Origin of the sequence: Pseudomonas sp. p106, from assembly GCF_003936645.1 — a bacterium.
GTDB classification, from domain to species: domain Bacteria; phylum Pseudomonadota; class Gammaproteobacteria; order Pseudomonadales; family Pseudomonadaceae; genus Aquipseudomonas; species Aquipseudomonas putida_E.
Genome location: NZ_RHQR01000013.1, coordinates 142,772 through 166,744, shown reverse-complemented (window position 1 = coordinate 166,744; position 23,973 = coordinate 142,772). Strand labels below are relative to the sequence as shown.

Sequence of the window (23,973 nt, the reverse complement as noted above, 5' to 3'; positions counted from 1 at the left end):
ATTTGCCCTGATGAAGAAGAAGGAGGAATACGTAAGCAGAACGGCCTAAAGACCGTTGTTTACAACCATAGAATCTCCCACAGGGGTTGCGTGTAAGCCGGCTTGCCGGCGAATGGGCCGCAAAGCGGCCCTGAATGCTGCCAGCACATCAGTTTGGGAAAACTCCTACAACCCGCATCGAATACCATCACCTTCTCAGTGGGAAGTCCTGTCTCTAGGCTTCAGACCGTCGCCGAACAACTTGGCGATCGGGTGTGGTAGCCCGGATGCATCATTTCCATGACAGTCTATGGCGGCTGTACGCGGGAGGCTTTCGAGCCTGCCTGGATTGGAAAATGCCCGGGTCTACCACCTCGCGGACAGTCGCCACCCAATTCACGTGGTAGTGATTGGTAGCGGCATTGAGGAGCATTTTCCATGGTCAAGAAACTCGTCCCAGATCCACCACTTCCCTGCACTTCCACCCGCCCCTTCGGCCGCTGCGACGCCGGCCATTCAGCGCTGTTCAGCGTAAACCCCAACATTTCCGCCGCCGACGCCTTGGTCCACGTAGCCCTCTACCTGCGGTGTGCCTACGAGACTGGCTACAAGACGCTCGATTACCTGCGCGAAGAAGGCCGCGGCATGTACTGGTCGAACCTGCATGCGATCGAGATGGCGGAGGGGTTGGTAGAGGCGATGCTTGAAGGTATCGAGTCAGCGCCTGCGCAGCAGAGGTAGCTGTGAGGCTTGCAGGTGCTCGCCTTGGTTTTTGCATTGTTGCGTAGAACGAGCGCCGTCCACACGGCGCTCTATCTCAAAGGCTCTAAAAGCGCCAAGCCAGGCACTCAAGGCAACAAAATAGTCGACCCCACCGTCCGCCGCGCCGACAGTTCGCTCTGCGCCTTGGCCGCCTCGCTCAACGGATACCGCTGCTGGATATCCACAACCACCTTGCCACTTGCGATCACCGCAAACAGGTCATCCGCCATGGCCTGGGTGTTCTCGGCATTGTTGGCATAACTGGCCAAGGTCGGCCGTGTGACATACAACGACCCTTTCTGCGCCAGGATCCCCAGGTTCACCCCGCTCACGGCGCCCGACGCATTGCCAAAGCTCACCATCAAGCCGCGCGGTTGCAGGCAGTCCAGCGAGGTCAGCCAGGTGTCGGCACCCACGCCGTCATACACCACCGGGCACTTTTTGCCATCGGTCAGCTCCAGCACCCGCTTGGCCACATCCTCGCGGCTGTAGTCGATGGTCTCCCAGGCGCCCAGTGCCTTGGCCCGCTCTGCTTTCTCGGCCGAACTGACGGTACCGATCAGCTTGGCCCCCAGCGCCTTGGCCCATTGGCACGCGAGCGAGCCGACGCCCCCGGCGGCGGCGTGGAACAGGATCACATCGCCCGGCTGCACGGCGTAGGTCTGCTTGAGCAGGTACTGCACGGTCAGGCCCTTGAGCATCACCGCCGCCGCTTGCTCGAAGCTGATGTTGTCGGGCAGCTTGACCAGGTTGGCCTCCGGCAAGGTGTGCACCTCGCTGTAGGCGCCCAGCGGGCCGCCGCCATAGGCCACGCGGTCGCCCACTTTCAGGCGGGTGACGCCCTCACCTACCGCCTCGACTACCCCGGCACCCTCGGTGCCCAGGCCTGAAGGCAGCGCAGGCGGGGCATACAGCCCGCTGCGGAAATAGGTGTCGATGAAGTTCAAGCCGATCGCATGGTTACGCACTCGAACCTGCTGCGCCCCGGGCGGTGCCGGGTCGAACTCCACCAGCTGCAATACTTCCGGGCCGCCATGCTGGCTGAACTGGATACGCTTGGCCATCTCGCACTCCTGTTGTCGGGATCGGGAAAGGCCTTCTATCGGACGCCTTTGCTTGATCGCCGTCAACTGCGGCGCGCCAGCTGCCGGTGGTATGCTACGCGGCGAATTCTTCCCTGCCCGTTCCTGGTGACCCGATGACTAGCCGCACCGAGGCCGTGAAAGCCTACCTGCTCGACCTGCAAAACCGCATCTGCTCCGCCCTCGAAACCGAGGACGGGGGCGCCCGCTTCGTCGAGGATGCCTGGGTGCGCGAAGCCGGTGGCGGGGGCCGCACGCGGGTGATCGGCGACGGCAAGCTGATCGAGAAAGGCGGCGTCAACTTCTCCCACGTGTTCGGTAGCGGCCTGCCTCCGTCGGCCAGCGCCCACCGCCCCGAGCTGGCAGGCCGTGGCTTCGAGGCCTTGGGCGTGTCGCTGGTGATCCACCCGCATAACCCGCACGTGCCGACTTCCCACGCCAACGTGCGTTTCTTCATCGCCGAAAAAGAAGGTGAAGAGGCTGTGTGGTGGTTTGGCGGCGGCTTCGACCTGACCCCCTACTACGGCAACGAGGAAGACTGCATCCACTGGCACCGTGTGGCCGAGCAGGCCTGCGCGCCGTTCGGCGCCGACGTGTACCCGCGCTACAAGGCCTGGTGCGACCGTTACTTCCACATCAAGCACCGTGGCGAGCCGCGCGGTATCGGCGGGCTGTTCTTCGATGACTTGAACGAGTGGGGCTTCGATACCTGCTTCGCCTTCATCCGCGCCATCGGCGATGCCTACGTCGACGCCTACCTGCCGATCGTCCAGCGCCGCAAGGACACGCCCTATACCGCTGAGCAGCGCGAGTTCCAGGAGTACCGCCGCGGGCGCTATGTGGAGTTCAACCTGGTGTATGACCGTGGCACCCTCTTCGGCCTGCAGTCCGGTGGCCGTACTGAGTCGATCCTCATGTCGCTGCCGCCGCAAGTGCGCTGGGGCTACGACTGGAAGGCCGTACCTGGCAGCGAAGAAGCGCGCCTGACCGAGTACTTCCTGCAAGACCGCGATTGGCTTGCACAGTAAGCTTGTGGATAACCGAGGAGCCCTCATGGACCAGTACGTCGTATTTGGTAACCCAATCGGCCACAGCAAGTCGCCGTTGATTCACCGCCTGTTCGCCGAACAGACCGGCCAGGACCTGGAGTACGCCACCCTGCTGGCGCCGCTTGACGAGTTCAGCGACTGCGCCCGGGGCTTTTTCAAGCAAGGCAGTGGCGCCAACGTGACCGTGCCGTTCAAGGAAGAGGCCTACCGCCTGTGTGACAGCCTTACCCCGCGCGCCCAACGGGCCGGGGCGGTGAACACCTTGAGCAAGCTGGCCGATGGCTCGCTGCGGGGTGACAATACCGATGGCGCGGGCCTTGTGCGCGACCTTACAGTGAATGCCGGGGTTGAACTGACTGGCAAACGTATTCTGATCCTTGGCGCCGGGGGCGCAGTGCGCGGCGTGCTGGAGCCGATCCTGGCGCATGACCCTCAGTCCTTGGTAATTGCCAACCGCACACTGGAAAAGGCCGAGCAGCTGGCACGCGAGTTCGATGAGATGGGGCCGGTGATGGCCAGCGGTTTCGCCTGGCTGCACGAGCCGGTGGACGTGATCATCAACGCCACGTCGGCGAGCCTGTCCGGCGAGCTGCCGCCGATTGCCGACAGCCTGGTCGAGGCCGGGCGCACCGTGTGCTACGACATGATGTATGGCAAGGAGCCGACGCCATTCTGCCAGTGGGCCAGCAAGCTGGGGGCGGCCAAGGTGCTGGATGGGCTGGGCATGTTGGCAGAGCAGGCGGCGGAGGCGTTCTTCATCTGGCGTGGGGTACGTCCGGAAACGGCGCCGGTGCTGGCTGAGTTACGCCGGCAGCTCGCTCGGGGCTGAGATTTATGGGGCCGCTTTGCGGCCCATCGCCGGCAAGCCAGCCCCTACAGGTACAGCGCCGGCCTCAGGCCTTGGCAAGCAGCCCCGACGATCACTCCGCAAATTGAATGGGGCAAAGCTCCACCCCTTCCAGCTTCTGCAATTCCTCGACCACCTGCGGCCTTGCCCGAAGCAAGGTCAGGCTCCCTCCGGCCCGGCGCAACCGCCGTGCCTCGCGGTGCAACATGTCCACACCCGAGTAATCGATGAAATTCACCTGGCGTGCATCGATCACCACATGCGGGCCCTGGCAACGCTGCAGGCGCACCTGCAGGTAGTGCGCCGCACCGAAGAAGATCGACCCGCCCACCCGCAGCACGTCGGCCTGCCCTTCGCGGCTCTGCTGTACGCGTGGCCGTGAAGTGCGCTTGAGGTAGAAGAACAGCGAAGCCAGCACACCGGCATAAATCGCTGTCTGCAGCTCCAGCAGCAAGGTTGCTGCAGCGGTCAGGGCCATAACCAGGAACTCCGACCGGCTGACCCTGAACAGCGCACGGATGCCCCGGTGGTCCACCAGGCCCCAGCAGATCAACAGGATACTGCCGGCCATGGCCGGTATCGGCAGGTGTGCGATCAACCCTGCACCGGTGACGGCGAACAGCGCCACCCAAAGCGCCGAGAACACCCCGGCCATGGGCGAACGGGCGCCAGCGTCGTAGCTGAGCCCAGAGCGGGTGAAGGAGCCAGAAGACAGGTAGCCTGAAAAGAATGAACCGACGATGTTCGACATACCTTGGGCGCGGATTTCCTGGTCGGCGTCGATCAGCTGTTCGGAGCGTGCCGACAGCGAACGGGCAATCGACAGGCTGGTTACCAGGCCCAGCATACCCACCGCTACGGCACTGGGCAGCAGGCGCAGCATCAGCTCCACATCCAGTAACGGCAGTGGGCTGAGTGGGGGTAGCTGGCCGGTGAACGCTGGCACCCGCGGTACATGGCCAAAGAAACCAGGCAGCGACCAGGCCACCAGGCTGATTACGATGAGGCTTATCAACAGGCTCGGCCAGCGTGGCCGCCAAAGTTTGAAGGCCACACCGACAAGGACGGTGCCCAAGCCCAGGATCAGGGACGGCAAGTCGACCTCACCAGCATGGCTTGCCAGGTCTTGTACTGTTTTAAACGCCGTGGCCTGGCTCGGCAAATCCATACCCAGCAGGTTGGGTAACTGGCCGAGGGCAATGACGATGGCGGCGCCCAGGGTGAAGCCAAGCACCACCGAATGGGAAACGAAGTTGACCAGTGCGCCGAAGCGCAGCAGCCCGAGCAGCAACTGGAAGATGCCAGCGAGGAAGGTCAGCAGCAGCACGAGGGTCACGTAATCGGCACTACCGGCCACCGCCAAGGGGCTGATGCTGGCGTAAAGGACGATGGAGATGGCGGCGGTCGGCCCGCAAATCAGGTACCAGGACGAGCCCCACAGGCAGGCGACCAGTACCGGCACGATGGCCGCATAAAGACCGTATTCGGCAGGCAGGCCGGCGATCAGGGCGTAGGCGATCGATTGCGGCAGGGCAAGGATGGCACCGCTCAGGCCGACCAGCAGGTCCTCGCGCAGGCTGCGGCCCGATTGACGGGGCAGCCAGGTCAAGAAGGGCAGCAGGTGGTTTAAGCGGGGCATGGGCAGTTCCTGATTCAAGAGCGCAGGCGAGGGCTTTGCCCTCGTTTCGCGATACAAGGCCGCTCCTACGCCAAATCGTACCCTGCGTGTAGGAGCGGCCTTGCGTCGCGAATGGGCCGCAACGCGGCTCCAGCAACCTAACAGATAAACCAATCAGAGTTTGGCGTTGACAGCCTCTTTGGCATCGCCGCCAGAAGTGGTGGTCACTCCATCAAGCCATTTTTGAAGCAGATCTGGATGCGCCTTGACCCACGCCTTGGCCGCTTCATCGAAACTGATCTTTTTATCCACAACCTCCGCCATGATGCTGTTTTCCATGTCCAGGGTGAATGTCAGGTTACCCAACAATTTTGCGGGGTTAGGGCAGGCTTGTGGATAACCTTTGCGCGTCAGGGTATAGACCTCACCCTTGCTGCCAAACCACCTCTCCCCGCCCGTCAGGTAATGCATGTTCAGTTTCACGTTCATCGGGTGCGGGGTCCAGCCCAGGAAGGTGATGAACTGCTTCTTCTTCACGGCGCGGTCTACCTGCGCCAGCATTGCCTGTTCGCTCGATTCGACCAGCTTCCATTGGCCGAGGTCGAATTCATTCTTGTCGATGATCTGCTTCAGCGACAGGTTGGCGGGCGCGCCTGAGCCGATTCCGTACAGCTTCTTGTCGAACTGATCGGCATGCTGTTGCAGGTCGGCGAAGCTTTTCACGCCGGCATCCCACACGTAATCGGGCACCGCCAGGGTGAACTCGGTGCCTTCAAGGTTGCGCGACAGCTGCTGCACATCGCCATTGGCAACGAACTTGTCATGAAAACCCTGATGCGCCGGCATCCAGTTACCCAGGAAGGCATCGACCTTACCGTCCTTGAGGCCGCCGTAGATGATCGGCACCGCCAGGCTGTCGATCTTCACCTGGTAGCCCAGGCTCTCCAGAAGCAAGCGGGCGATGGCGTTGGTGGTGGCGATGTCGCTCCAGCCGGGGTCGGCCATCCTTACGGTGCTGCATTGCGCGTCTTCGGCGTGGGCCGTGGCGGTGCCCAGGCTCAGGGCCAGGGCGAACACGATGGTGGAGAACTTCTGCATGGCGGCTTCTCTTCTCAATCCAGGGGTGCGGGCTGTGGATAACGTGCCTTGCGCTCGAGGTCGTCGAGATCGATGTGGTTGCGCATGTACTGTTGGCTGGCGTCCACCAGCGGTTGGTGGTCCCAGCTTTTCAGTTTGCCGATGGCCAGCGCTTCGGCCACCAGGCGGCGGCGCCGCTGGCTGGCCAGTACTTGCTGGCGCAGGCTGGGGATATCCCAGCGCTGGTGTGCTTCGTCGACAAATGCCTGCAGCAGCGCCTGATGGTCCGGGCTGCCGGTGAGGTTCTCCCGCTCGTGCGGGTCGCGGCTCAGGTCATAGAGTAAACACGGGTCGTCTTCGCTGTACACGAACTTGTATGGGCCGCGGCGGATCATCATCAGTGGCCCGACGGTACCCTCGGCCATGTACTCGCCGATCACTTGGTCGTGGCCACCCTGCCCTTGCAGGTGGCCGAGCAGCGATTGGCCGTCCAGATGCAAACTTTTATCCACAGTACCGCCGGCAAGCTCGACCAGCGTCGGCAGCAGGTCGCAGGTCGATACCGAGGCACTGACCCGGGCCGGGGCGAAGCGCTTGGGCGCGTGGACCAGCAGCGGCACCCGCGCCGACATCTCGAACCAGTGCATCTTGTACCAGAGCCCGCGCTCGCCAAGCATGTCGCCGTGATCGCCAGAGAAAATGACCAGGGTGTCGTCGGCCAGGTCGCACTCCTCCAGGGTCTGTAACAGTTGGCCGATGTTGTCGTCGATGTAGCTGCAGGCACCGAAGTAGGCACGGCGTGCATCGCGGATCTTGTCCACAGGCAGGGGCTTGTTCCACAGGTCGTACACCTTGAGCAGGCGCTGTGAGTGCGGGTCGAGTTCGTGCTGGCCGAACTCGGCGCGGGGCATGGGGATATCCACACCCTCGTAGCGATCCCAGTAGCGCTTGGGGATGGTGTACGGGTCGTGGGGGTGGGTCATGGACACGGTGAGGCAGAACGGCCGACCATCGTTCTCGCGGACATGGTCGTAAAGGTACTGGCGGGCCTTGAATACCACTTCTTCGTCGAAATCCAGCTGGTTGGTACGCACGCAAGGGCCGGCCTGCAATACCGATGACATGTTGTGATACCAGCTTGCGCGCTCGTCCGGGGCATCCCAGTTAACTGCCCAGCCGTAGTCGGCGGGGTAGATGTCGCTGGTCAAGCGTTCTTCGTAGCCGTGCAACTGGTCCGGGCCGCAGAAATGCATCTTGCCCGACAGCGCGGTGCGGTAGCCGAGCCGGCGCAGGTAGTGGGCGTAGGTCGGGATATCGGCCGGGAAGTCGGCAGCGTTGTCGTAGGCGCCAATACGGCTGGGCAACTGGCCGCTTACCAGGGTAAAGCGTGAGGGGGCGCACAGCGGGCTGTTGCAGTAGGCCGAATCGAACACCACCGCCTGATCGGCCAGGCGGCTCAGGTGGGGCATCTGGATTGGTGAAGGGCCATATATCGGCAAGAGCGGCGCGGCCATCTGGTCGGCCATGATGAACAGGATATTCGGGCGCGTCATGGTTGGCTTCCATCGTTGAAGGTTATGCGAATAGCTTGCCTATCAAGATGCGACTGCAAGTAACATGGGTAAAGCCCATGGCGGGCAATGTCTGGGATTAGTTAAGCTTATGTTTGATCACCTGACCGACTTGTCGCTCGACGCACTGCGCGTTTTCGAGGCCGCTGCCCGCTTGCGTGGTTTCACGGCTGCGGCCCTGGAGTTGGGCACTACCCAGCCGGCGGTAAGCCAGCAGATCAAACGGCTGGAGGCTCGGTTGAACACGCGCCTGTTTGACCGTATCTACCGCGGCATCGCGCTGACCGATGCCGGGCAGGTATTGTTCGAGCAGGTTCATCAAGGCCTGCAGGCCATGGATGACGGCATTGCCCTGGCCAGCGGGCGCAGCCAGCGCGAGGTGCTGCAGGTGGCCACCGACTTTGCCTTCGCAGCGTTCTGGCTGATGCCGCGGTTGCAGCGGTTTCACGAGGCTTATCCACAGGTGGACGTTAGCCTGGTGACCGGTGAGCGCAGCCAGGGGATGCTGCGGCCGGATATCGATGTGGCGGTGTTGTTTGGGGATGGGCGGTTCCACCAGGGCGAGAGCCGTTGGCTGTTCGATGAGGAAGTATTCCCGGTCTGCAGCCCTCGGCTGACTCGTGGCAAACCCTTGTCAGCCGTAGCTTTGCAACGTTTGCCACTGCTTCATCTGCGCGGCGAACAGGCCAGCCGCTGGTTCGACTGGGCGGGGCTGTTTCGTGGCTTTGGCGTGGAAAGCCCGCCGCCGCCCGGGCAGCTACGGTTCGATAACTACACGCTGTTGGTCCAGGCGGCAATTGCCGGGCAAGGGGTGGCGATCGGCTGGCGGCATCTGGTCGATGGGCTGGTTGAGCAAGGGTTGCTGTGCCGGCCGCTGGAGGGGAGCCTGCGCTCGACGCGGGGGTACTACGTGGTGTTGCCGCCGCGCAAGCGGCGTGGGGCGCTGATCGAGCGGTTTGTGGGTTGGCTTGAAGATGAGCGGAGTCAGTGATTGGGGCTGCTGCGCAGCCCATCGCCGGCAAGCCAGCTCCTACAGGTCCATGCAGGGCTTGAGCTTGCGCAGTACCTGTAGGCCCCGGGGCTCTACGTCACGAAGTTCAGATGCTCGCCCCGATGCAGATCCAGCTCGAGCATATCGGCCATCCCCGCCGCCATTCGCTCCAGGTCCATGAGTGCCTGTGGCGCATTGATCAACGTCCAGTGCAATGGGCTGCGTTGCAGCGCATCCACAACCTGGTCCACGCACTCACGTTCTGCTTCGGTGTACTTGCCCGGCGCATCCAGCACATCGAAATCGCCCACCAGCAGCACCCGGCGTATAGTCGTGCGAGAAAGCCCGGCCACCAACGCTTCGCTCATCTGCCCTTGCGCTGCAAGGTCACCCGGCGCCAGCGCCGACAACAGGGCAATCACCGCCGAGCCCCCTGCTGCGCCCTGCTCCGCCTGGTCGGCATCACCCAGCCCGCCTAGCTTGAAATGCAGGCCCGGGCGCGGCGCATGGCGGTTGAGGTCATCGACCACGGCAGTGACCTCGTGCTGACGTGACAGCAACTCGACCATCAGGGCACTGCCCAGGCTGCTTTGAGCCCCGAACAGCACCAGCTTGAACACTGGGGTTTCGGCATTTTTCACTGCATCACTCCCTTTGCGGGTGGGTGATGGTTTGACCGCAATCAGGAGACATCGTGCAGAGGATCAAGGGCTATCACGCCCACGTTTATTACGACGCATCGACTATCGAGCAAGCGCGTGAGCTGTGCGAGGAGGCGGCGCGGCTGTTCCCCGTGACCATGGGGCGCATGCATGAGAAGCCGGTAGGGCCGCACCCGGACTGGAGCTGCCAGCTGGCGTTCGGGCCGGAGGTGTTGGGGGTGGTATTGCCGTGGTTGGCGTTGTATCGCAAGGGGTTGGTGGTGTTTCTGCACCCGCTGACTGGGGATGAGCTGGCGGATCACCGCGATCATGCGATCTGGATGGGGGCTTTGCGGCCTTTGAAATTATCGGTTTTTGGCGGTTAGCGATGTGTTGGCTTCTTCGCGGACAAACCCGCGAAGAAGCCACACGGCTCAGCGCCGAGCGCCGCGCACGCCTTCAGCCAGCGCAGAGCACAGGCTCAATACATCGGCAACAGCCTGATCGGCGTCTTTGGCCTGGGCGATCTTGTCGACCAGCGCCGAACCTACCACCACGCCATCAGCCAGGCGCGCAATCGCTGCGGCCTGCTCTGGCGTACGAATGCCGAAGCCAACGCTGATCGGCAGGTCGGTATGCCGACGCAGGCGGGCGATGGCTTCGGTGACGTGCTCGGTGGTTGCCGAGCCGGCGCCGGTCACGCCTGCCACCGACACGTAATAGACGAACCCCGAGCTGCGCTCCAGCACCCGTGGCAGGCGCACATCGTCGGTGGTCGGGGTGGTCAGGCGAATGAAGTCGATGCCAGCGGCCTGGGCCGGGGTAGCGAGCTCAGCATCGTGCTCCGGCGGCAGGTCGACGATGATCAGGCCATCGACACCCGCTTCTTTGGCTTCTGCGACGAATTTCTCTACGCCAAAGCGGTGGATCGGGTTGTAGTAACCCATCAGCACGATCGGTGTGGCCTGGTTGTCGACGCGGAATTCACGCACCATCTGCAGGGTCTTGGCCAGGTTCTGGCCTGCTTCCAGCGCACGCAGCGTGGCCAGCTGGATAGCTACGCCATCGGCCATCGGGTCGGTGAACGGCATGCCCAGTTCGATCACATCGGCACCGGCCGCCGGCAGGCCCTTGAGGATCTGCAGCGAGGCATCGTAGCCAGGGTCGCCGGCAGTGACGAAGGTGACCAGTGCGGAGCGGCCTTCGGCTTTCAGCTCGGCAAAGCGTTGTTCAAGACGGCTCATGCCTGTTTCTCCTGGGCGGCCATGTGGTTCATCACGGTTTGCATGTCTTTGTCGCCACGGCCTGACAGGCAGATGACCATCAGGTGGTCCTTGGGCAGGTTCGGCGCGCGCTTGATCGCTTCAGCCAGGGCGTGCGAGGTTTCCAGGGCCGGGATGATGCCTTCCAGGCGGCAGGTGGCGTGGAACGCGTCGAGGGCCTCATCGTCGGTGATGCTGACGTACTCCACACGCTTCACTTCATGCAGGTAGGCATGCTCGGGGCCGATGCCCGGGTAGTCGAGGCCGGCCGAGATCGAGTGGGCGTCAGTGATCTGGCCGTCACCGTCCTGCAGCAGGTAGGTGCGGTTGCCGTGCAGCACGCCGGGTACGCCACCGTTGAGGCTGGCCGCATGCTTCTCGGTGTGCACGCCATGGCCACCGGCTTCCACACCAATGATCTTGACGCTCTCGTCTTCGAGGAATTCGTGGAACAGGCCCATGGCATTGGAGCCACCGCCAACACAGGCAATCAGGCTGTCGGGCAGGCGGCCTTCCTTCTCTTGCAACTGGGCGCGGGTCTCTTTGCCGATGATCGACTGGAAATCGCGAACCATTGCAGGGTATGGGTGCGGGCCGGCCACGGTACCGATCAGGTAGAAGGTGTCGTCGACGTTGGTGACCCAGTCGCGCAGGGCTTCGTTCATGGCGTCTTTCAGTGTGCCGGTGCCGGCTGTAACCGGAACGATCTCGGCGCCCAGCAACTTCATGCGGAAAACGTTGGCCTGCTGGCGCTCGATGTCGGTAGCACCCATGTAGATCACGCAGGGCAGCCCGAAGCGTGCGGCGACGGTGGCCGTGGCCACGCCGTGCATGCCGGCGCCGGTTTCGGCGATCAGGCGTTTTTTGCCCATGCGTTTGGCCAGCAGCACTTGGCCGATGCAGTTGTTCACCTTGTGCGCGCCGGTGTGGTTGAGCTCTTCACGTTTGAAGAAAATCTTGGCGCCGCCGCAATGCTCGGTCAGGCGCTCGGCGAAATACAGCGGGTTGGGGCGGCCGATGTAGTCGCGCTGGAAGTAGGCCAGTTCTTCGAGGAACTTGGGGTCGGCCTTGGCGGCTTCATATTCGCGGGCCAGATCCAGCACCAGCGGCATCAGGGTTTCGGCCACATAGCGGCCACCGAACGAGCCGAACAGGCCGTTGGCGTCGGGGCCGGGGCGGTATTGGGACTGGGTCATGGGGCGCTCCAGGGCGTAATGAATAAGTGATGGGCTTTACTCTAACCACGGCAAGCCCGGCTGAAAACCGATAAGATTGCGCAAACCTGTCAGGAAAACTCACACGTCAAATGGCCCACGACCTCCCTCCCCTGAACGCCCTGCGGGCCTTCGAAACCACCGCCAGGCTCAATAGCGTCAGCCAGGCTGCCGAAGCGCTGCATGTGACTCATGGCGCCGTGAGCCGGCAGATCAAGGTGCTGGAGGAACACCTGGGCGTGGCCTTGTTCGTCAAGGACGGGCGCGGCATCAAACTCACAGATGCCGGGGTCAGGCTGCGTGATGCCAGTGGTGAAGCGTTCGACAGGCTGCGCAGTGTCTGCGCCGAACTCAGCCGGGATGTCAGCGAGGCGCCATTCGTGCTGGGGTGCTCGGGTAGCCTGCTGGCGCGATGGTTCATTCCCCGGCTTGGGCGCCTGAAGGCGGATTTGCCAGAGCTGCGCCTGCATCTGTCAGCAGGGGAAGGCGACCTTGATCCGCGTCGGCCGGGGCTCGATGCGCTGCTGGTGTATGCCGAACCCCCTTGGCCTGCGGACATGCAGGTACATGTACTGGCCGAAGAGCGTATCGGGCCTGTGTTGAGCCCACACTTTACCGGTTTCGAGCGGTTGCGCAGTGCGCCCGCCGTGGCGCTGCTGGACGAAGCCTTGCTGCATACCACTTCACGCCCGCAGGCGTGGCCGACCTGGGCCGGACAACAGGGGTTGGACCCGGCTGCCCTGCAGTATGGGCAGGCCTTCGAGCATTTGTATTACCTGCTGGAGGCGGCCGTGGCAGGGCTGGGGGTGGCTATCGCACCGCAGCCGCTGGTGGCGGATGACTTGCGTGCCGGGCGACTCAGCGCACCGTGGGGCTTTTCCCCTACTGCAGCGGCGCTGGCGCTGTGGGTGCCACGGCGCGCCGCAGACGGGCGCGCCGAGCAGCTGGCGCAGTGGCTGCGCCGCGAACTGGAGCGGCAGGCAGGTTAGTTGCGGCGGTACAACAGGTAGGCCGCGAGCAGGCCGAGCGCGCCGATGGCTACGCCAGCAGTGGTCACCGGGTGCTCCTGAGCATAATCACGGGTTGCGATACCGGTCTGGCGGGTGCGGGTCTTCACTTCCTCATAAGCATCGCTAAGCAGGCTGCGCGAGTGTTTCAACGCGCTTTCGGCGTTGCTGCGGATTGCCTTCACGGACTTCTGCGACTCCTCCGACGCATCATGCTTGAGGCTCTCCAGGCTCTTAAGGAGGCTTTCGATCTCCGCTTCCATGCTTTCCAGGGATGTTTTACGCAGCGAATTGCGGTGCATGGTGACTCTCCTTTGCAGTATGGACTGTATGGATTGCGACTGCGGTCCGGGGCGAAAGTGCGATCGAACTTTCGCCCAGCCTGACGGCTCGCAGGTAAACCAGGCCGGCACTGCTAGGCTCAATTTCACTGTCACCCAAGGAGAGCGCTCATGACCGATCATCACACCTACAAGAAGATCGAGCTGGTAGGTTCCTCGACCACCAGCATCGAAGACGCCATCAACAATGCGTTGGCCGAAGCGGCCAAGAGCATCAAGCATCTGGAATGGTTCGAAGTGGTCGACACCCGTGGCCACATCGAAGGCAACAAGGTGGCGCACTTTCAGGTCACGCTCAAAGTGGGCTTTCGCATCGCCAATAGCTGAAACAGGGTCGGGCTGGCAACGGCCGGCGTGATGGCGTTATACAGACAGGGGCGCCTTTGCCGGCGCCCTTTCCCATTTTCATCTGCACAAGGAAAGCGAGTGATGAAGAAACTGATTCTGGCGGTGGGCCTGATGATGCTGGCGGGTGGCGCGCTGGCGGCGGGCAAGCCTTGCGAGGAGCTCAAGGCCGAGATTGCCGCGAAGCTGGATGCCAAAGGTGTGAAGGGCTACACACTGGAGATCGTCAGTAAGGGCGACCCAGCTGGCAAGGTTGTGGGGAGCTGTGAAGGTGGAAGCAAGGAAATTGTCTACCGGCGGGGTTGAGCGCTGGCCCAATCGCCAGCAAGCACGCCCCACAGCGCTTCCAACCTATCGCGGCCTTGGAGTTCCCTGTGGGCCGGCTTGCCGGCGATTGGCGCCTACTCAGATTTCAAGGCTTGCGCCAACAATTCATACGACCTGATCCGGTCCTCATGCTCATACAGGTCGCAGGTAAAGATCAGTTCGTCCGCCCCGGTCTGCTCCAGTAGCACCTCGACCTTGGCCCTTACCTTCTGCGGGCTGCCGATCATCGCCAGGCCCAGGAAACTACCCACCGCATCGCGCTCATGTGGCAGCCACAGCCCATCCATGCTCGGTACAGGCTTGCGCTGCATCAGGCTCTGCCCGCGTATCAGGGCAAGAATACGCTGGTACACCGAAGTGGCCAGGAACTCGGCCTTGTCGTCGGTTTCGGCCACCACCATTGGAATGCCCAGCATCACGTATGGCTTGTCGAGCGTGGTAGAGGGCTTGAAATGGTCGCGGTAGATACGGATCGCCTCATGCATGTAGCGCGGCGCGAAGTGCGAGGCGAAGGCGTAGGGCATGCCGCGCATGCCGGCCAGCTGTGCGCTGAACAGGCTGGAGCCCAGCAGCCACATCGGCACCTCGGTGTCGTGGCCAGGTACGGCGATCACTTTTTGATCATCTGTGCGCGGGCCCAGGTAGCGCGACAATTCTTCGACATCGTCCGGGAAATCGTCGGCGCTGCCCGAACGCTCTCGGCGCAGGGCGCGTGCGGTCATCTGGTCGGAGCCCGGCGCACGGCCCAGGCCCAGATCGATACGCCCTGGATAAAGGCTGGCCAGCGTGCCGAACTGCTCGGCGATCACCAAGGGGGCATGGTTGGGCAGCATGACGCCACCCGAGCCGACACGGATGGTTGAAGTACCCCCCGCCAGGTAACCGATCAGCACGGAGGTCGCGGAGCTGGCGATGCCGTCCATGTTGTGGTGTTCGGCAACCCAGAAGCGGTTGTAGCCAAAGCGCTCGACATGCTGGGCCAGGTCCAGCGAATTGCGCAACGCTTGCGCCGGGCCGGAGTCGGCCCGCACTGGCACCAGGTCGAGGGTGGAAATTTTCAGGTCACGCAGCTGCGTCATTGGAGCCTCCGCAAAAGTGATTGGCCGAAGGCCTTTTAAACTCTGTATGGGCACATTCGGAAGATTCAATGCTTGCGGTGCGATTGATCTGAACTTGCCGAAGGTGAGTAGCCTCTGAACCCATAGATACGTAACCGAGTGACCAGGAGGCATCATGAAAAAGACTGCATCGGCGATCTGGCAAGGTGGCCTGAAGGACGGCAAAGGCGTTATTTCGACTGAAAGCGGCGCGCTAAAGCAGAACCCCTACGGTTTCAACACCCGCTTCGAAGGCTCGCCCGGCACCAACCCAGAGGAGTTGATCGGCGCGGCCCATGCCGGCTGCTTCTCGATGGCGCTGTCGATGATGCTCGGCGAGGCGGGCCTGACGCCCGACCGTATCGATACGATCGCTGAAGTGACCCTGGAAAAACAGCCTGATGGCTTTGCCATCACTGCTGTGCACCTGGTGCTGAAGGCCAAGGTTCCTGGCGCGAGTGAAGCCCAGTTCCTGGACATTGCCAACAAGGCCAAAGCAGGCTGCCCGGTGTCCAAGGTGCTGAACGCGAAGATCAGCCTGGACGCCACTCTGGTGGGCTAAGCGGCGCAACAGCTTCGGTTTGCTGTAGTCTAAACAGCATCGGCAGCGCAGCTGCCCATCCAGGAGCCGTGCCATGATACGCGTCGCAATCGCCGTGTTGGCGTCTCTGTTGGCCACATCTGCCGTGGCGGCGGTCAAGCCGTGTGAGGAACTGAAGGCCGAGATCGAAGCCAAGATCCAGGCTCAGGGTGTGCCGTCGTACACGCTGGAGATCGTGCCCAACAGTGAGGTCAAGGATCAGAACATGATCGTTGGCAGCTGTGATGGCGGGACCAAAAAGATCATTTATCAGAAGAACGAATGATCGCCAATTGAAACCGGGGCTGGTAAGCAGCCCCCCGGTTTCAGGGAATGCAGAACACATTGCTGGGCTCGTTGACCACCACTGTGCGGTTGGCGTCGTACAGCAGCACCTGTGGTTCCATTACTGGTGCACGCGCCTCCAGGCGATAGCGTTCGCCTGCCTTGAAATCGTCAAAGCGCACGGTCAGGTAACAGGTCCGATCCCTGGGCTGGCTCATCATGCCGCCCCCGTAGATTTCATAATCGAAGCGCACCACCAGTTCGTGCTTGCCAGGTGTGACCTGGAAGTAACGGCCGTCCTCCAGGCGCTTGCCATCGAGCTTGTCCGCCATGATGACTCGGCCGGGCGTGATGGTGTAGAGGTCGACCCAGGCTTGCTTGGGGTCTACGGGGGGCAAGGGGCTGGCGCATGCCCCCAATGCACTGAGGGCCATCAGCATCATGGGCTGGCGCATGGCGAAACTCCCACTTGCGATTCACAAGTTACAAGCATAGCTCCGTTTGCGGGCTTCAGGTGCGTTGGCAGCCCGCCGGCAGGCCTTGGCTGAGCAGTTTCTGCTGGTGGTCATAGAGCTTGATCCAGGGCCGGAAGCCGATGCTGCCTGCTTGCAGTTGATAACGCTGGCCGGCGTTGAAGCCCTTGAAGGTCAGATTGAGCTGGCAGTCGCGCCACAACGGTTCCCCGACCGGGCCGATATTGCTGGGTGTGACCGGGAACTGGTAGCGGACGGTCAGCTCGTGGCTACCGGGCTGGACCTCGAAATAGCGGGTGTCTGCCCAATCGCGCTCGTCCACCTGCACCGCGTGCAGCGAGGTTTCGTCGTGCGGGGTGAGGTCGATCCATGCCTGGTTCGGGTCCGGGTCGGGCAGGGTCGAACAGGCAGACATCAGCAGCATTGAGCTGGCGATGAACAGTGCACGCATGGCGAAACTCCCCCTTGGCGAGATAGTCTTGGAGCGCATCGGCCGTGAGCGAATGGATAGCCCAAGATGGTCTGGTTTTTTCTTTTGAAGTGCTCAGGCCCTGGGCCACTCGACCGCGTTTTCAGCACTTTGGTTCCCGTGCTGGGCGCCTTTCTGCTCAGTGGTTGCAGCAGCCTTGCCTATTACGGCCAGTTGGCCGATGGCCAGTGGCAACTGTTGCGTGCGCGTCAGCCAGTGGAGCGGGTACTCGCCGACCCGGCCACCAGCCCGCAGTTGCGGGCCCGTCTGCAACACGCCGAGCAGGCGCGGCTGTTCGCCAGCAAACGACTGGGCCTGCCGGACAACGGTAGCTATCGGGTGTATGCCGACCTTGGGCGGCCCTATGTGGTGTGGAATGTGTTTGCTACGCCTGAGCTCTCGCTGCAACCGGTGACGCACTGTTTCCCTGTTGCCGGTTGCGTCGCCTACCGCGGTTATTACCAACAGGGCGCGGCCCGCGGCGCGGCGGCGGTGATGCGCCAGGCGGGCATGGATGTCTATGTGAGCGGCGTCGAGGCGTATTCGACGCTTGGCTGGTTCGACGACCCGATCCTGTCGTCGATGGTCGGCTGGGGTGATGAGCGCCTGGCCACGTTGATCTTCCACGAACTGGCGCATCAGCGCGTCTATGTGCAGGACGACACGGAGTTCAACGAGTCCTTCGCCACGTTCGTCGAGCAGGAAGGAACGCGGCAATGGCGCGCCGCTCGTGGGCTTGAAGCGACTCAGGGTGAGCAGGGCCTGCAGCGTGACCAGTTCATACGGCTGATTCTGGCCAGCCGCGAGCGGCTGCAGGCGCTCTATGCCGGGCCGCTGGATGATGCGCACAAACGTGCGGCCAAACAGGCAGAATTCGACCGGTTGAGGCGCGATTATCGCCAGGTTCGAGATAGCCAATGGGCTGGGGACAAGCGTTATGACGCCTGGATGTATGGGCCGATGAGCAATGCCAAGCTATTGCCGTTTGGGCTGTATGACCAATGGGTGCCGGCGTTTGCGGCGGTGTTTCGCGAGGTTGGTGGGGATTGGGTACGCTTCTATCAGAAGGTAGAAGCGCTAGGACGGTTGCCGGCCGAACAGCGCAAGGCGGTGTTGGCTCGATTGGTGGCCAGTCAGTGAGCGCTGGGGCCGCTTAGCGGCCCATCGCCGGCAAGCCGGCTCCTACATGCGCGCTCAGGCCCTGATGAACGCCTGATGCATCTCAGCCAAGGTGGCGTAGTGGAATTCAGGCGTGTGGGCCTTCAGCTCTTCTTCGCTGCCGAACCCATACCCCACTGCCACTGCCTGCAACCCATTGCTGCGCGCCCCGATCAGGTCGTGCTTGCGGTCGCCGATCATCAGGGTCTGCGCCGGGTCCAGCCCTTCCTCGTCCAGCAGGTGGCGAATCAGCTCGACCTTGTTGGTGCGGGTGCCGTCCAGTTCGCTGCCGTAAATCACCTTGAAGTGATGATCGAAGGCGAAGTGCCTGGCGATCTCACGGGCGAATTCCCAGGGTTTGGACGTCGCGATGTAAAGCGTGCGGCCCTGACCGTTCAGGGCCTGGAGCAGTTCCGGCACACCTTCGAAGACCAGGTTTTCGTAAAGGCCGGTGACACGGAAGCGTTCCCGGTAAAAATTCACCGCCTCCCACGCCTTGGCTTCATCGAAGCTGTAGAACTGCATGAAGGCCTGCAGCAGGGGTGGGCCGATGAAGTGCTCGAGGCGCGCCAGGTCCGGCTCGTCGATGCCCAGTTTGGCCAGGGCGTACTGGATCGAACGGGTAATGCCCAGGCGCGGGTCGGTCAGGGTGCCGTCAAGGTCGAAAAGGATATTCTGCTGGTGCATGGTGGTCTCGGTAGTCAGGTTCATTCCGGGCGGTCGTAGCCTTCGGCCAGGTGCTGGTCCTTGAGCTTCACGTAGTTACCGGCGCTGTAAGGGAAAAAGGCGCGTTCCTTGTCGGTCAGTGGCCGTGCCTGCTTTACCGGGCTGCCCACATACAGGTAGCCGCTCTCCAGGCGCTTGCCGGGCGGCACCAGGCTACCGGCACCGATGATCACCTCGTCTTCGACGATGGCGCCATCCATGATCGTGCTGCCCATCCCGACCAGAATGCGGTTGCCAAGGGTACAGCCATGCAGCATGACTTTGTGGCCGATGGTCACTTCGTCGCCGATGATCAGCGGGAAGCCGTCCGGGTTGAACGGGCCGGCGTGGGTAATGTGCAGCACACTGGCGTCCTGCACGCTGGTCCTTGCACCGATGCGGATGCGGTGCATGTCGCCGCGAATCACCGTCAAAGGCCATACAGAGCTGTCTTCACCGATTTCCACGTCACCCAGAACCACTGCCGAACGGTCGACGAAGGCCCGTGGCCCAACTTTCGGAGTGTGTTGCTGGAAGCTACGAATGGCCATGATAGGGTCTCTCATCTGTGCCGATAGGCAGGCTGCCTGCTGCGGTCGGCGTCGATTGTAATTAAGATGGGGCAGTGTTTCTTCTGCCAAGGTAGCCAAACCGTGAGTGCGAACAACCCGCTTCTGCAGTCTTATGATCTGCCGCCCTTCTCGGCGATCCGTGCCGAACACGTGCTGCCGGCGATCGAAGAGATCCTGGCCGATAACCGTAAAGCCATTGCCCAGATCCTCGAAAAGCAAGGCAAGAACCCCACCTGGGCCGGCCTGGTGCTGGCCATGGACGAGCTCAATGACCGCCTGGGCGCTGCCTGGAGCCCGGTCAGCCACCTCAATGCGGTGTGCAACAGCAAAGAGCTGCGTGAGGCCTACGAGTCCTGCCTGCCGGCGCTCAGTGCCTACTCTACCGAACTGGGCCAGAACCGTGCGCTGTTCGAGGCCTATGAGGCACTGGCCAACAGCCCTGAGGCCGCAGGTTTCGATGTGGCGCAAAAAACCATCCTCGAGCATGCACTGCGTGACTTCCGCCTGTCGGGCATCGACCTGCCACCCGCCCAGCAGCAGCGTTACGCCGAGGTGCAGAGCAAGCTCAGCGAGTTGGGCAGCCGTTTCTCCAACCAACTGCTCGACGCCACCCAGGCCTGGACCAAGCACGTTACCGACGAAGCCGCGCTTGCCGGCCTGACCGATTCGGCCAAGGCGCAGATGGCTGCTGCCGCCCAGGCCAAAGGCCTCGATGGCTGGCTGATCACCCTGGAATTCCCCAGCTACTATGCGGTGATGACCTACGCCAGTGACCGCGCCCTGCGTGAAGAGCTGTACGCGGCCTACTGCACCCGCGCCTCCGACCAGGGCCCGAATGCCGGCCAGTTCGACAACGGCCCGGTGATGCGCGAGATCCTCGACCTGCGCCAGGAACTGGCCGGGCTGCTGGGCTACAAGAACTACGCCGAGCTGAGCCTGGCCACCAAGATGGCTGAGTCCAGCGACCAGGTGCTGAGCTTCCTGCGCGACCTGGCCAAGCGTTCCAGGCCGTTTGCCGCCCAGGACCTGGCGCAGCTCAAGGCCTATGCCGCCGAGCAAGGTTGCCCCGAGCTGGCCAGTTGGGACGCCGGTTACTTCGGTGAGAAGCTGCGCGAGCAGCGCTACAGCGTGTCCCAGGAAACCCTGCGCGCCTACTTCCCGATCGACAAGGTGCTGTCCGGCCTGTTCAGCATCGTCCAGCGCCTGTACGGCATCGAAATCGCCGAGCTCAAGGGTTTCGACAGCTGGCACCCGGACGTACGCCTGTTCGAAATCAAGGAAAACGGCCAGCACGTGGGCCGCTTCTTCTTCGACCTCTATGCCCGCGCCAACAAGCGTGGCGGTGCCTGGATGGATGGTGCCCGCGACCGTCGCCGTACCGCTGGTGGTGAGCTGCAAAGCCCGGTGGCCAATCTGGTGTGCAACTTCACGCCCGCTGCGCCTGGCAAGCCTGCGTTGCTGACCCACGACGAAGTCACGACCCTGTTCCACGAATTTGGCCACGGCCTGCACCACCTGCTGACCCGTATCGAGCATGCTGGCGTGTCTGGCATCAATGGCGTGGCTTGGGATGCGGTCGAGTTGCCGAGCCAGTTCATGGAAAACTGGTGCTGGGAGCCGGAAGGCCTGGCACTGATCTCCGGCCATTACGAAACGGGGGCTGCCCTGCCCCAGGACCTGCTGGACAAGATGCTGGCGGCGAAGAACTTCCAGTCCGGCATGATGATGGTGCGCCAGCTGGAGTTCTCGCTGTTCGACTTCGAGCTGCACGCCAGCCACGGCGACGGTCGCAGTGTGCTGCAGGTGCTTGAAGGCGTGCGCGACGAGGTGACGGTCATGCGCCCACCGGCGTACAACCGCTTCCCGAACAGCTTTGCGCACATCTTCGCTGGCGGTTACGCGGCGGGCTACTACAGCTACAAATGGGCCGAAGTACTGTCGGCTGATGCCTTCTCACGGTTCGAGGAAGAAGGCGTGCTCAACGCCGAGACAGGCCGCGCCTTCCGCGAGGCCATTCTGGCCCGTGGCGGTTCGCGCGAGCCGATGGTGCTGTTCGTCGACTTCCGTGGCCGTGAGCCTTCCATCGATGCATTGCTGCGCCATTGTGGGCTGAGTGAGGACGCGGCGGCATGAGCGAGGTAGCTGTGAACAAGACCAAGAAGCGCTTCATCGCCGGGGCGGTCTGCCCGGCGTGCAGTGAGCCGGACAAGCTGATGATGTGGAGCGAAGACGACGTGCCGCACCGTGAGTGCGTAGCCTGCGGCTTCACCGACACCTTGAATGAACAGGGCCTGTCGGTACCCAAGGAACTTGGGACGCGGGTCAACCACCTGGCGCCCAAGGCGGCGCCGGCCAAGGTGCAGACGGTGCAGTTCTTCCCCAACCCGAAGCTCAAGAAACCGGCCGAGTAAGGCCTGCCCGCCTGCGTCGGGGTGGTAGATATTCAAGCCTCTACCGCTCCGCCAGGCAGGCATGCTCGCCCGCTCATGAACCTGAGCAAGGCGATGCACCATGAACAATCCCCTCCTGCAAAGCAGCAACGCCCCTATTGATTTCCCTTCGATAACCCTGGAAAACATGGCCGCTGCTTTCGACCATGTGCTTTCGGCGCATGAGCAAGGTATCGCGCGCATCATCGAACGACAGCAGGCACAGCCCACCTGGGACGACCTGGTGCTCGCCGTGGATGAGCTGGACGCGCAGTTGTCGGGCACGTTGTATACCGTCATCCCGCTCGTGGGCCGGGACCAGGACTGGGCCGAATCCATTCTGGGGTTCTATGGCAGAACAGTTGCGCGTTTCGAGCAGAAAGATACCGACAGCAGGCTGCATGCCTTGTATGAACGGTTGGCGCGCAGTGACATCGGCATCAACCTGGCCGCGATGAAGCGCGCTACCTTGCGCTGGCATCTCGACAGGTTTGCAACCAGTGGCGCAGCGTTGGACGAACACGACAAAGCCCGCCTCGCCGAGCTGCAAGCGCAGATCGGTACGTTGCGGGAGGCCTTTGTGCGCGATATCGACCGGCCGGGGTTGCTGATCGAGGACGAGGGCGAACTGATTGGTCTTTCGCAACGGTTGCGAGATGAGCTGGCCGCCCGGGCCAGCGAGGCTGGTTTGCAAGGTTGGCTGGTTGCCTGTGAAAGCGCCCCAACCGAGGCGGTGCTTCGGCAAGCGAAGCACCGCCCCCTGCGCGAAAAGCTCTACCGCGCCTTCCACACCCGTGGGGTCGATACTGACCTGCAGGAGGACAACGGTACGCGCCTGCAGCGCTTGGCCGAAGTGCTGGATGACAAAGCCCGCCTGCTCGGCTTTGCCAGCCACCTCGAGCTGAGCCTGAGTACCAAAAGTGCCGGCTCGGTCAGCGCTGTTCGGGGTTTTCTGCAAACCCTCGCAGCCAGCGTACAACCCGCCCTGCAACAATGGCGTGAGGGCATTGGGCAGAAGGCGCTCGTGCAGGGCCTCACGCGCGTGCAGCCTTGGGATGTCATTCACCTGCAGGCATTGCCGGCGCATGCGCAACCGAGTGAGGTGTTTCGCGAGCACTTCCCCTTGAGTGCCGTGGTCACTGCACTGGCCCGGCTGGCGCAGCAGCTGTTTGGGCTTGAGCTGCGTCCAGCCCGAATGCCTGCCTGGGATGCCAGCGTGCAGACCTTTGAGGTCTGGCAAGACCACGCGCCTATCGGCCTGTTCTATCTGGACGCCGTGCAACACGCCGGGAAACAGGCTGACGCCGTGTTCACCACGTATGTGCGCAACCGGCGTATTGATGCCGAGGGTATCTACCATGCAGCGGTGGTGGTGGTGAACAGTGACATCCCGGCAGCGCTGGGCGAGAGTGAGCCGCTTTTGGACCACCTGGCATTGCGCAAGCTTTATCACGAGTTTGGCCATGCCTTGCATCACTTGCTGGTCCGCACCAGCAACAATGCCATGTCCAATGTTTCGGAGCTGGGCACCGATGGCATGGAACTGTTCGGCAAGTTGGTGGAGCGCTGGGTGTGGGATGCAGGCTACCTGGCCAGCATCGCCGTGCCGGACCAGTCTGGCAGTAGGCTGAGCAAGGCTGGCGCTGCAGCGTACCTGAAACAGTTCAAGCAGCAGGGGATCGAGGAAATTGGCCGCGACCTGAGCCTGGCGCTGTTCGACCTGGACCTGCACGGCACGCCGTATGACGGCAGAACGCTCGAGCAGCGGCTCGACGATGCCCGGGAGCGATGCGGCTATTGGCCATTGGCAGATTTCGAGCACCCCGCGCATGCCTTCGACCATCTGGTCAGCGGATACGATGCTGGTTATTACGCTTACCTGTGGGCCGATGTGCACGCGTTTGACCTGTTTACCCGTTTTGAAACGAACGGTTTGCTTGACCGCGCAACGGGCCAGGCGCTTGCGCAGGCATTGTTCGAGCCTGGCGCTTCGCGGCCACTGCGCGAGGGCCTTGAAGCCTTCCTTGGGCGCGCCCCAAGCCATGCCCCCTACCTGAGTTGGCACGGGCTGGCCTGACCGGAGGTGCTGGCA

The 23,973-nt window shown here is 62.6% G+C and carries 27 protein-coding genes; 14 read left to right on the top strand and 13 right to left on the bottom strand.

The genetic code is table 11. The features are described from left to right. The first annotated feature begins 417 nt into the window (after nucleotides 1-417). Nucleotides 418-720: a hypothetical protein gene (locus tag EGJ09_RS17310; protein WP_046786804.1), complete on the top strand. Its 303-nt coding sequence runs from the start codon at nucleotides 418-420 to the stop codon at nucleotides 718-720. A 107-nt stretch (nucleotides 721-827) separates the two neighbouring features. Here EGJ09_RS17310 and EGJ09_RS17305 read toward each other — a convergent pair whose 3' ends face one another. Then, nucleotides 828-1,805, bottom strand: a complete 978-nt coding sequence (locus tag EGJ09_RS17305) for an NADPH:quinone reductase (protein ID WP_125924440.1) — start codon at nucleotides 1,803-1,805, stop codon at nucleotides 828-830. Between the two features lie 134 nt (nucleotides 1,806-1,939). On the opposite strand from EGJ09_RS17305, the gene hemF reads away from it, so the two are divergent. Both hemF and aroE read left to right on the top strand, forming a co-directional pair. Further along, complete coding sequence (gene hemF / locus EGJ09_RS17300) at nucleotides 1,940-2,851, top strand: oxygen-dependent coproporphyrinogen oxidase (RefSeq protein ID WP_125924439.1); 912 nt, start codon at nucleotides 1,940-1,942, stop codon at nucleotides 2,849-2,851. A gap of 25 nt (nucleotides 2,852-2,876) precedes the next feature. Then, complete coding sequence (gene aroE / locus EGJ09_RS17295) at nucleotides 2,877-3,701, top strand: shikimate dehydrogenase (protein ID WP_046786807.1); 825 nt, start codon at nucleotides 2,877-2,879, stop codon at nucleotides 3,699-3,701. A 91-nt stretch (nucleotides 3,702-3,792) separates the two neighbouring features. On the opposite strand, the gene EGJ09_RS17290 is transcribed toward aroE, so the two are convergent. The 3 genes from EGJ09_RS17290 to betC all read right to left on the bottom strand — a co-directional run bounded on the left by EGJ09_RS17290 (nucleotide 3,793) and on the right by betC (nucleotide 7,967). Continuing rightward, nucleotides 3,793-5,358 (bottom strand): SulP family inorganic anion transporter, encoded by a 1,566-nt coding sequence (locus tag EGJ09_RS17290; RefSeq protein ID WP_119688012.1) that lies wholly within the window; start codon nucleotides 5,356-5,358, stop codon nucleotides 3,793-3,795. 153 nt (nucleotides 5,359-5,511) lie between these two features. Then, a complete protein-coding gene (gene choX / locus EGJ09_RS17285) occupies nucleotides 5,512-6,435 on the bottom strand; it encodes a choline ABC transporter substrate-binding protein (protein ID WP_125924438.1) in 924 nt (307 codons plus the stop codon). A gap of 14 nt (nucleotides 6,436-6,449) precedes the next feature. Then, the gene (gene betC / locus EGJ09_RS17280) at nucleotides 6,450-7,967 is read right to left on the bottom strand and encodes a choline-sulfatase (RefSeq protein WP_125924437.1); all 1,518 of its coding nucleotides are present in this window, start codon (nucleotides 7,965-7,967) and stop codon (nucleotides 6,450-6,452) included. 109 nt (nucleotides 7,968-8,076) lie between these two features. Here betC and EGJ09_RS17275 point away from each other — a divergent pair, with 109 nt between their 5' ends. Next, nucleotides 8,077-8,976, top strand: a complete 900-nt coding sequence (locus tag EGJ09_RS17275) for a LysR family transcriptional regulator (protein ID WP_125924436.1) — start codon at nucleotides 8,077-8,079, stop codon at nucleotides 8,974-8,976. 92 nt (nucleotides 8,977-9,068) lie between these two features. Here the strand turns inward: EGJ09_RS17275 and EGJ09_RS17270 are convergent, their stop codons facing one another. Continuing rightward, nucleotides 9,069-9,617, bottom strand: coding sequence for an NAD(P)H-binding protein (locus EGJ09_RS17270; protein WP_046786812.1), 549 nt, complete (start codon nucleotides 9,615-9,617; stop codon nucleotides 9,069-9,071). 53 nt (nucleotides 9,618-9,670) lie between these two features. Between EGJ09_RS17270 and EGJ09_RS17265 the strand changes: the two genes are divergently transcribed. Beyond that, complete coding sequence (locus EGJ09_RS17265; protein WP_012312051.1) at nucleotides 9,671-10,003, top strand: DOPA 4,5-dioxygenase family protein; 333 nt, start codon at nucleotides 9,671-9,673, stop codon at nucleotides 10,001-10,003. A gap of 48 nt (nucleotides 10,004-10,051) precedes the next feature. Here EGJ09_RS17265 and trpA read toward each other — a convergent pair whose 3' ends face one another. Then, entirely contained in the window at nucleotides 10,052-10,861 is an 810-nt protein-coding gene (trpA, locus tag EGJ09_RS17260) for a tryptophan synthase subunit alpha (protein WP_115273221.1), read from the bottom strand. Beyond that, a complete protein-coding gene (gene trpB / locus EGJ09_RS17255; protein ID WP_115273222.1) occupies nucleotides 10,858-12,075 on the bottom strand; it encodes a tryptophan synthase subunit beta in 1,218 nt (405 codons plus the stop codon). The genes trpA and trpB overlap by 4 nt, the downstream gene beginning before the upstream one ends. 110 nt (nucleotides 12,076-12,185) lie before the next feature. On the opposite strand from trpB, the gene EGJ09_RS17250 reads away from it, so the two are divergent. Beyond that, on the top strand, nucleotides 12,186-13,082 hold the full coding sequence (locus EGJ09_RS17250) for a LysR family transcriptional regulator (RefSeq protein ID WP_046786814.1): 897 nt from the start codon (nucleotides 12,186-12,188) through the stop codon (nucleotides 13,080-13,082). Here EGJ09_RS17250 and EGJ09_RS17245 read toward each other — a convergent pair. Beyond that, entirely contained in the window at nucleotides 13,079-13,402 is a 324-nt protein-coding gene (locus tag EGJ09_RS17245; RefSeq protein WP_012312055.1) for a YqjD family protein, read from the bottom strand. The genes EGJ09_RS17250 and EGJ09_RS17245 overlap by 4 nt on opposite strands. A gap of 150 nt (nucleotides 13,403-13,552) precedes the next feature. On the opposite strand from EGJ09_RS17245, the gene EGJ09_RS17240 reads away from it, so the two are divergent. After that, nucleotides 13,553-13,768 (top strand): dodecin, encoded by a 216-nt coding sequence (locus EGJ09_RS17240; RefSeq protein ID WP_012312056.1) that lies wholly within the window; start codon nucleotides 13,553-13,555, stop codon nucleotides 13,766-13,768. A gap of 102 nt (nucleotides 13,769-13,870) precedes the next feature. Next, nucleotides 13,871-14,092, top strand: a complete 222-nt coding sequence (locus EGJ09_RS17235; RefSeq protein WP_046786815.1) for a DUF1161 domain-containing protein — start codon at nucleotides 13,871-13,873, stop codon at nucleotides 14,090-14,092. Nucleotides 14,093-14,187: 95 nt separating this feature from the next. Here EGJ09_RS17235 and EGJ09_RS17230 read toward each other — a convergent pair whose 3' ends face one another. Next, nucleotides 14,188-15,192 (bottom strand): LLM class flavin-dependent oxidoreductase, encoded by a 1,005-nt coding sequence (locus EGJ09_RS17230; protein ID WP_125924435.1) that lies wholly within the window; start codon nucleotides 15,190-15,192, stop codon nucleotides 14,188-14,190. Nucleotides 15,193-15,346: 154 nt separating this feature from the next. Between EGJ09_RS17230 and EGJ09_RS17225 the strand changes: the two genes are divergently transcribed. Continuing rightward, the gene (locus EGJ09_RS17225) at nucleotides 15,347-15,772 is read left to right on the top strand and encodes an OsmC family protein (protein WP_012312059.1); all 426 of its coding nucleotides are present in this window, start codon (nucleotides 15,347-15,349) and stop codon (nucleotides 15,770-15,772) included. Between the two features lie 73 nt (nucleotides 15,773-15,845). Next, on the top strand, nucleotides 15,846-16,076 hold the full coding sequence (locus EGJ09_RS17220) for a DUF1161 domain-containing protein (protein ID WP_046786817.1): 231 nt from the start codon (nucleotides 15,846-15,848) through the stop codon (nucleotides 16,074-16,076). A 40-nt stretch (nucleotides 16,077-16,116) separates the two neighbouring features. Here EGJ09_RS17220 and EGJ09_RS17215 read toward each other — a convergent pair whose 3' ends face one another. Continuing rightward, nucleotides 16,117-16,530 carry a lipoprotein gene (locus tag EGJ09_RS17215; RefSeq protein WP_046786818.1) on the bottom strand — a complete coding sequence of 138 codons (414 nt, stop codon included), beginning with the start codon at nucleotides 16,528-16,530 and terminating at the stop codon, nucleotides 16,117-16,119. A 55-nt stretch (nucleotides 16,531-16,585) separates the two neighbouring features. Next, nucleotides 16,586-16,999 (bottom strand): hypothetical protein, encoded by a 414-nt coding sequence (locus EGJ09_RS17210; RefSeq protein WP_046786819.1) that lies wholly within the window; start codon nucleotides 16,997-16,999, stop codon nucleotides 16,586-16,588. Between the two features lie 84 nt (nucleotides 17,000-17,083). Here EGJ09_RS17210 and EGJ09_RS17205 point away from each other — a divergent pair, with 84 nt between their 5' ends. Beyond that, nucleotides 17,084-18,157, top strand: coding sequence for an aminopeptidase (locus EGJ09_RS17205; RefSeq protein ID WP_125924443.1), 1,074 nt, complete (start codon nucleotides 17,084-17,086; stop codon nucleotides 18,155-18,157). Between the two features lie 54 nt (nucleotides 18,158-18,211). On the opposite strand, the gene EGJ09_RS17200 is transcribed toward EGJ09_RS17205, so the two are convergent. After that, nucleotides 18,212-18,862, bottom strand: coding sequence for an HAD family hydrolase (locus EGJ09_RS17200; RefSeq protein ID WP_039603779.1), 651 nt, complete (start codon nucleotides 18,860-18,862; stop codon nucleotides 18,212-18,214). A 20-nt stretch (nucleotides 18,863-18,882) separates the two neighbouring features. After that, on the bottom strand, nucleotides 18,883-19,431 hold the full coding sequence (locus EGJ09_RS17195; protein ID WP_039603776.1) for a gamma carbonic anhydrase family protein: 549 nt from the start codon (nucleotides 19,429-19,431) through the stop codon (nucleotides 18,883-18,885). A gap of 102 nt (nucleotides 19,432-19,533) precedes the next feature. On the opposite strand from EGJ09_RS17195, the gene prlC reads away from it, so the two are divergent. The 3 genes from prlC to EGJ09_RS17180 all read left to right on the top strand — a co-directional run bounded on the left by prlC (nucleotide 19,534) and on the right by EGJ09_RS17180 (nucleotide 23,958). Next, nucleotides 19,534-21,585 carry an oligopeptidase A gene (prlC, locus tag EGJ09_RS17190; protein ID WP_196997265.1) on the top strand — a complete coding sequence of 684 codons (2,052 nt, stop codon included), beginning with the start codon at nucleotides 19,534-19,536 and terminating at the stop codon, nucleotides 21,583-21,585. Further along, entirely contained in the window at nucleotides 21,582-21,863 is a 282-nt protein-coding gene (locus EGJ09_RS17185; protein WP_046786820.1) for a YheV family putative zinc ribbon protein, read from the top strand. Before prlC ends, EGJ09_RS17185 begins: the two co-directional genes overlap by 4 nt. Before the next feature lie 100 nt (nucleotides 21,864-21,963). Next, the gene (locus tag EGJ09_RS17180; protein WP_125924433.1) at nucleotides 21,964-23,958 is read left to right on the top strand and encodes a M3 family metallopeptidase; all 1,995 of its coding nucleotides are present in this window, start codon (nucleotides 21,964-21,966) and stop codon (nucleotides 23,956-23,958) included. Nucleotides 23,959-23,973: the final 15 nt, after the last annotated feature.

Coding starts and splice junctions, on each gene's coding strand:
- EGJ09_RS17250 (WP_046786814.1), top strand. CDS start 12,186: ATGGCCCACGACCTCCCTCCCCTGAACGCCCTGCGGGCCTTCGAAACC.
- betC (WP_125924437.1), bottom strand. CDS start 7,967: ATGACGCGCCCGAATATCCTGTTCATCATGGCCGACCAGATGGCCGCG.
- EGJ09_RS17185 (WP_046786820.1), top strand. CDS start 21,582: ATGAGCGAGGTAGCTGTGAACAAGACCAAGAAGCGCTTCATCGCCGGG.
- EGJ09_RS17200 (WP_039603779.1), bottom strand. CDS start 18,862: ATGCACCAGCAGAATATCCTTTTCGACCTTGACGGCACCCTGACCGAC.
- EGJ09_RS17305 (WP_125924440.1), bottom strand. CDS start 1,805: ATGGCCAAGCGTATCCAGTTCAGCCAGCATGGCGGCCCGGAAGTATTG.
- EGJ09_RS17310 (WP_046786804.1), top strand. CDS start 418: ATGGTCAAGAAACTCGTCCCAGATCCACCACTTCCCTGCACTTCCACC.
- trpA (WP_115273221.1), bottom strand. CDS start 10,861: ATGAGCCGTCTTGAACAACGCTTTGCCGAGCTGAAAGCCGAAGGCCGC.
- aroE (WP_046786807.1), top strand. CDS start 2,877: ATGGACCAGTACGTCGTATTTGGTAACCCAATCGGCCACAGCAAGTCG.
- EGJ09_RS17180 (WP_125924433.1), top strand. CDS start 21,964: ATGAACAATCCCCTCCTGCAAAGCAGCAACGCCCCTATTGATTTCCCT.
- EGJ09_RS17220 (WP_046786817.1), top strand. CDS start 15,846: ATGATACGCGTCGCAATCGCCGTGTTGGCGTCTCTGTTGGCCACATCT.
- trpB (WP_115273222.1), bottom strand. CDS start 12,075: ATGACCCAGTCCCAATACCGCCCCGGCCCCGACGCCAACGGCCTGTTC.
- EGJ09_RS17245 (WP_012312055.1), bottom strand. CDS start 13,402: ATGCACCGCAATTCGCTGCGTAAAACATCCCTGGAAAGCATGGAAGCG.
- EGJ09_RS17240 (WP_012312056.1), top strand. CDS start 13,553: ATGACCGATCATCACACCTACAAGAAGATCGAGCTGGTAGGTTCCTCG.
- choX (WP_125924438.1), bottom strand. CDS start 6,435: ATGCAGAAGTTCTCCACCATCGTGTTCGCCCTGGCCCTGAGCCTGGGC.
- EGJ09_RS17225 (WP_012312059.1), top strand. CDS start 15,347: ATGAAAAAGACTGCATCGGCGATCTGGCAAGGTGGCCTGAAGGACGGC.
- EGJ09_RS17215 (WP_046786818.1), bottom strand. CDS start 16,530: ATGCGCCAGCCCATGATGCTGATGGCCCTCAGTGCATTGGGGGCATGC.
- EGJ09_RS17275 (WP_125924436.1), top strand. CDS start 8,077: ATGTTTGATCACCTGACCGACTTGTCGCTCGACGCACTGCGCGTTTTC.
- EGJ09_RS17195 (WP_039603776.1), bottom strand. CDS start 19,431: ATGGCCATTCGTAGCTTCCAGCAACACACTCCGAAAGTTGGGCCACGG.
- hemF (WP_125924439.1), top strand. CDS start 1,940: ATGACTAGCCGCACCGAGGCCGTGAAAGCCTACCTGCTCGACCTGCAA.
- EGJ09_RS17210 (WP_046786819.1), bottom strand. CDS start 16,999: ATGCGTGCACTGTTCATCGCCAGCTCAATGCTGCTGATGTCTGCCTGT.
- EGJ09_RS17235 (WP_046786815.1), top strand. CDS start 13,871: ATGAAGAAACTGATTCTGGCGGTGGGCCTGATGATGCTGGCGGGTGGC.
- EGJ09_RS17230 (WP_125924435.1), bottom strand. CDS start 15,192: ATGACGCAGCTGCGTGACCTGAAAATTTCCACCCTCGACCTGGTGCCA.
- EGJ09_RS17290 (WP_119688012.1), bottom strand. CDS start 5,358: ATGCCCCGCTTAAACCACCTGCTGCCCTTCTTGACCTGGCTGCCCCGT.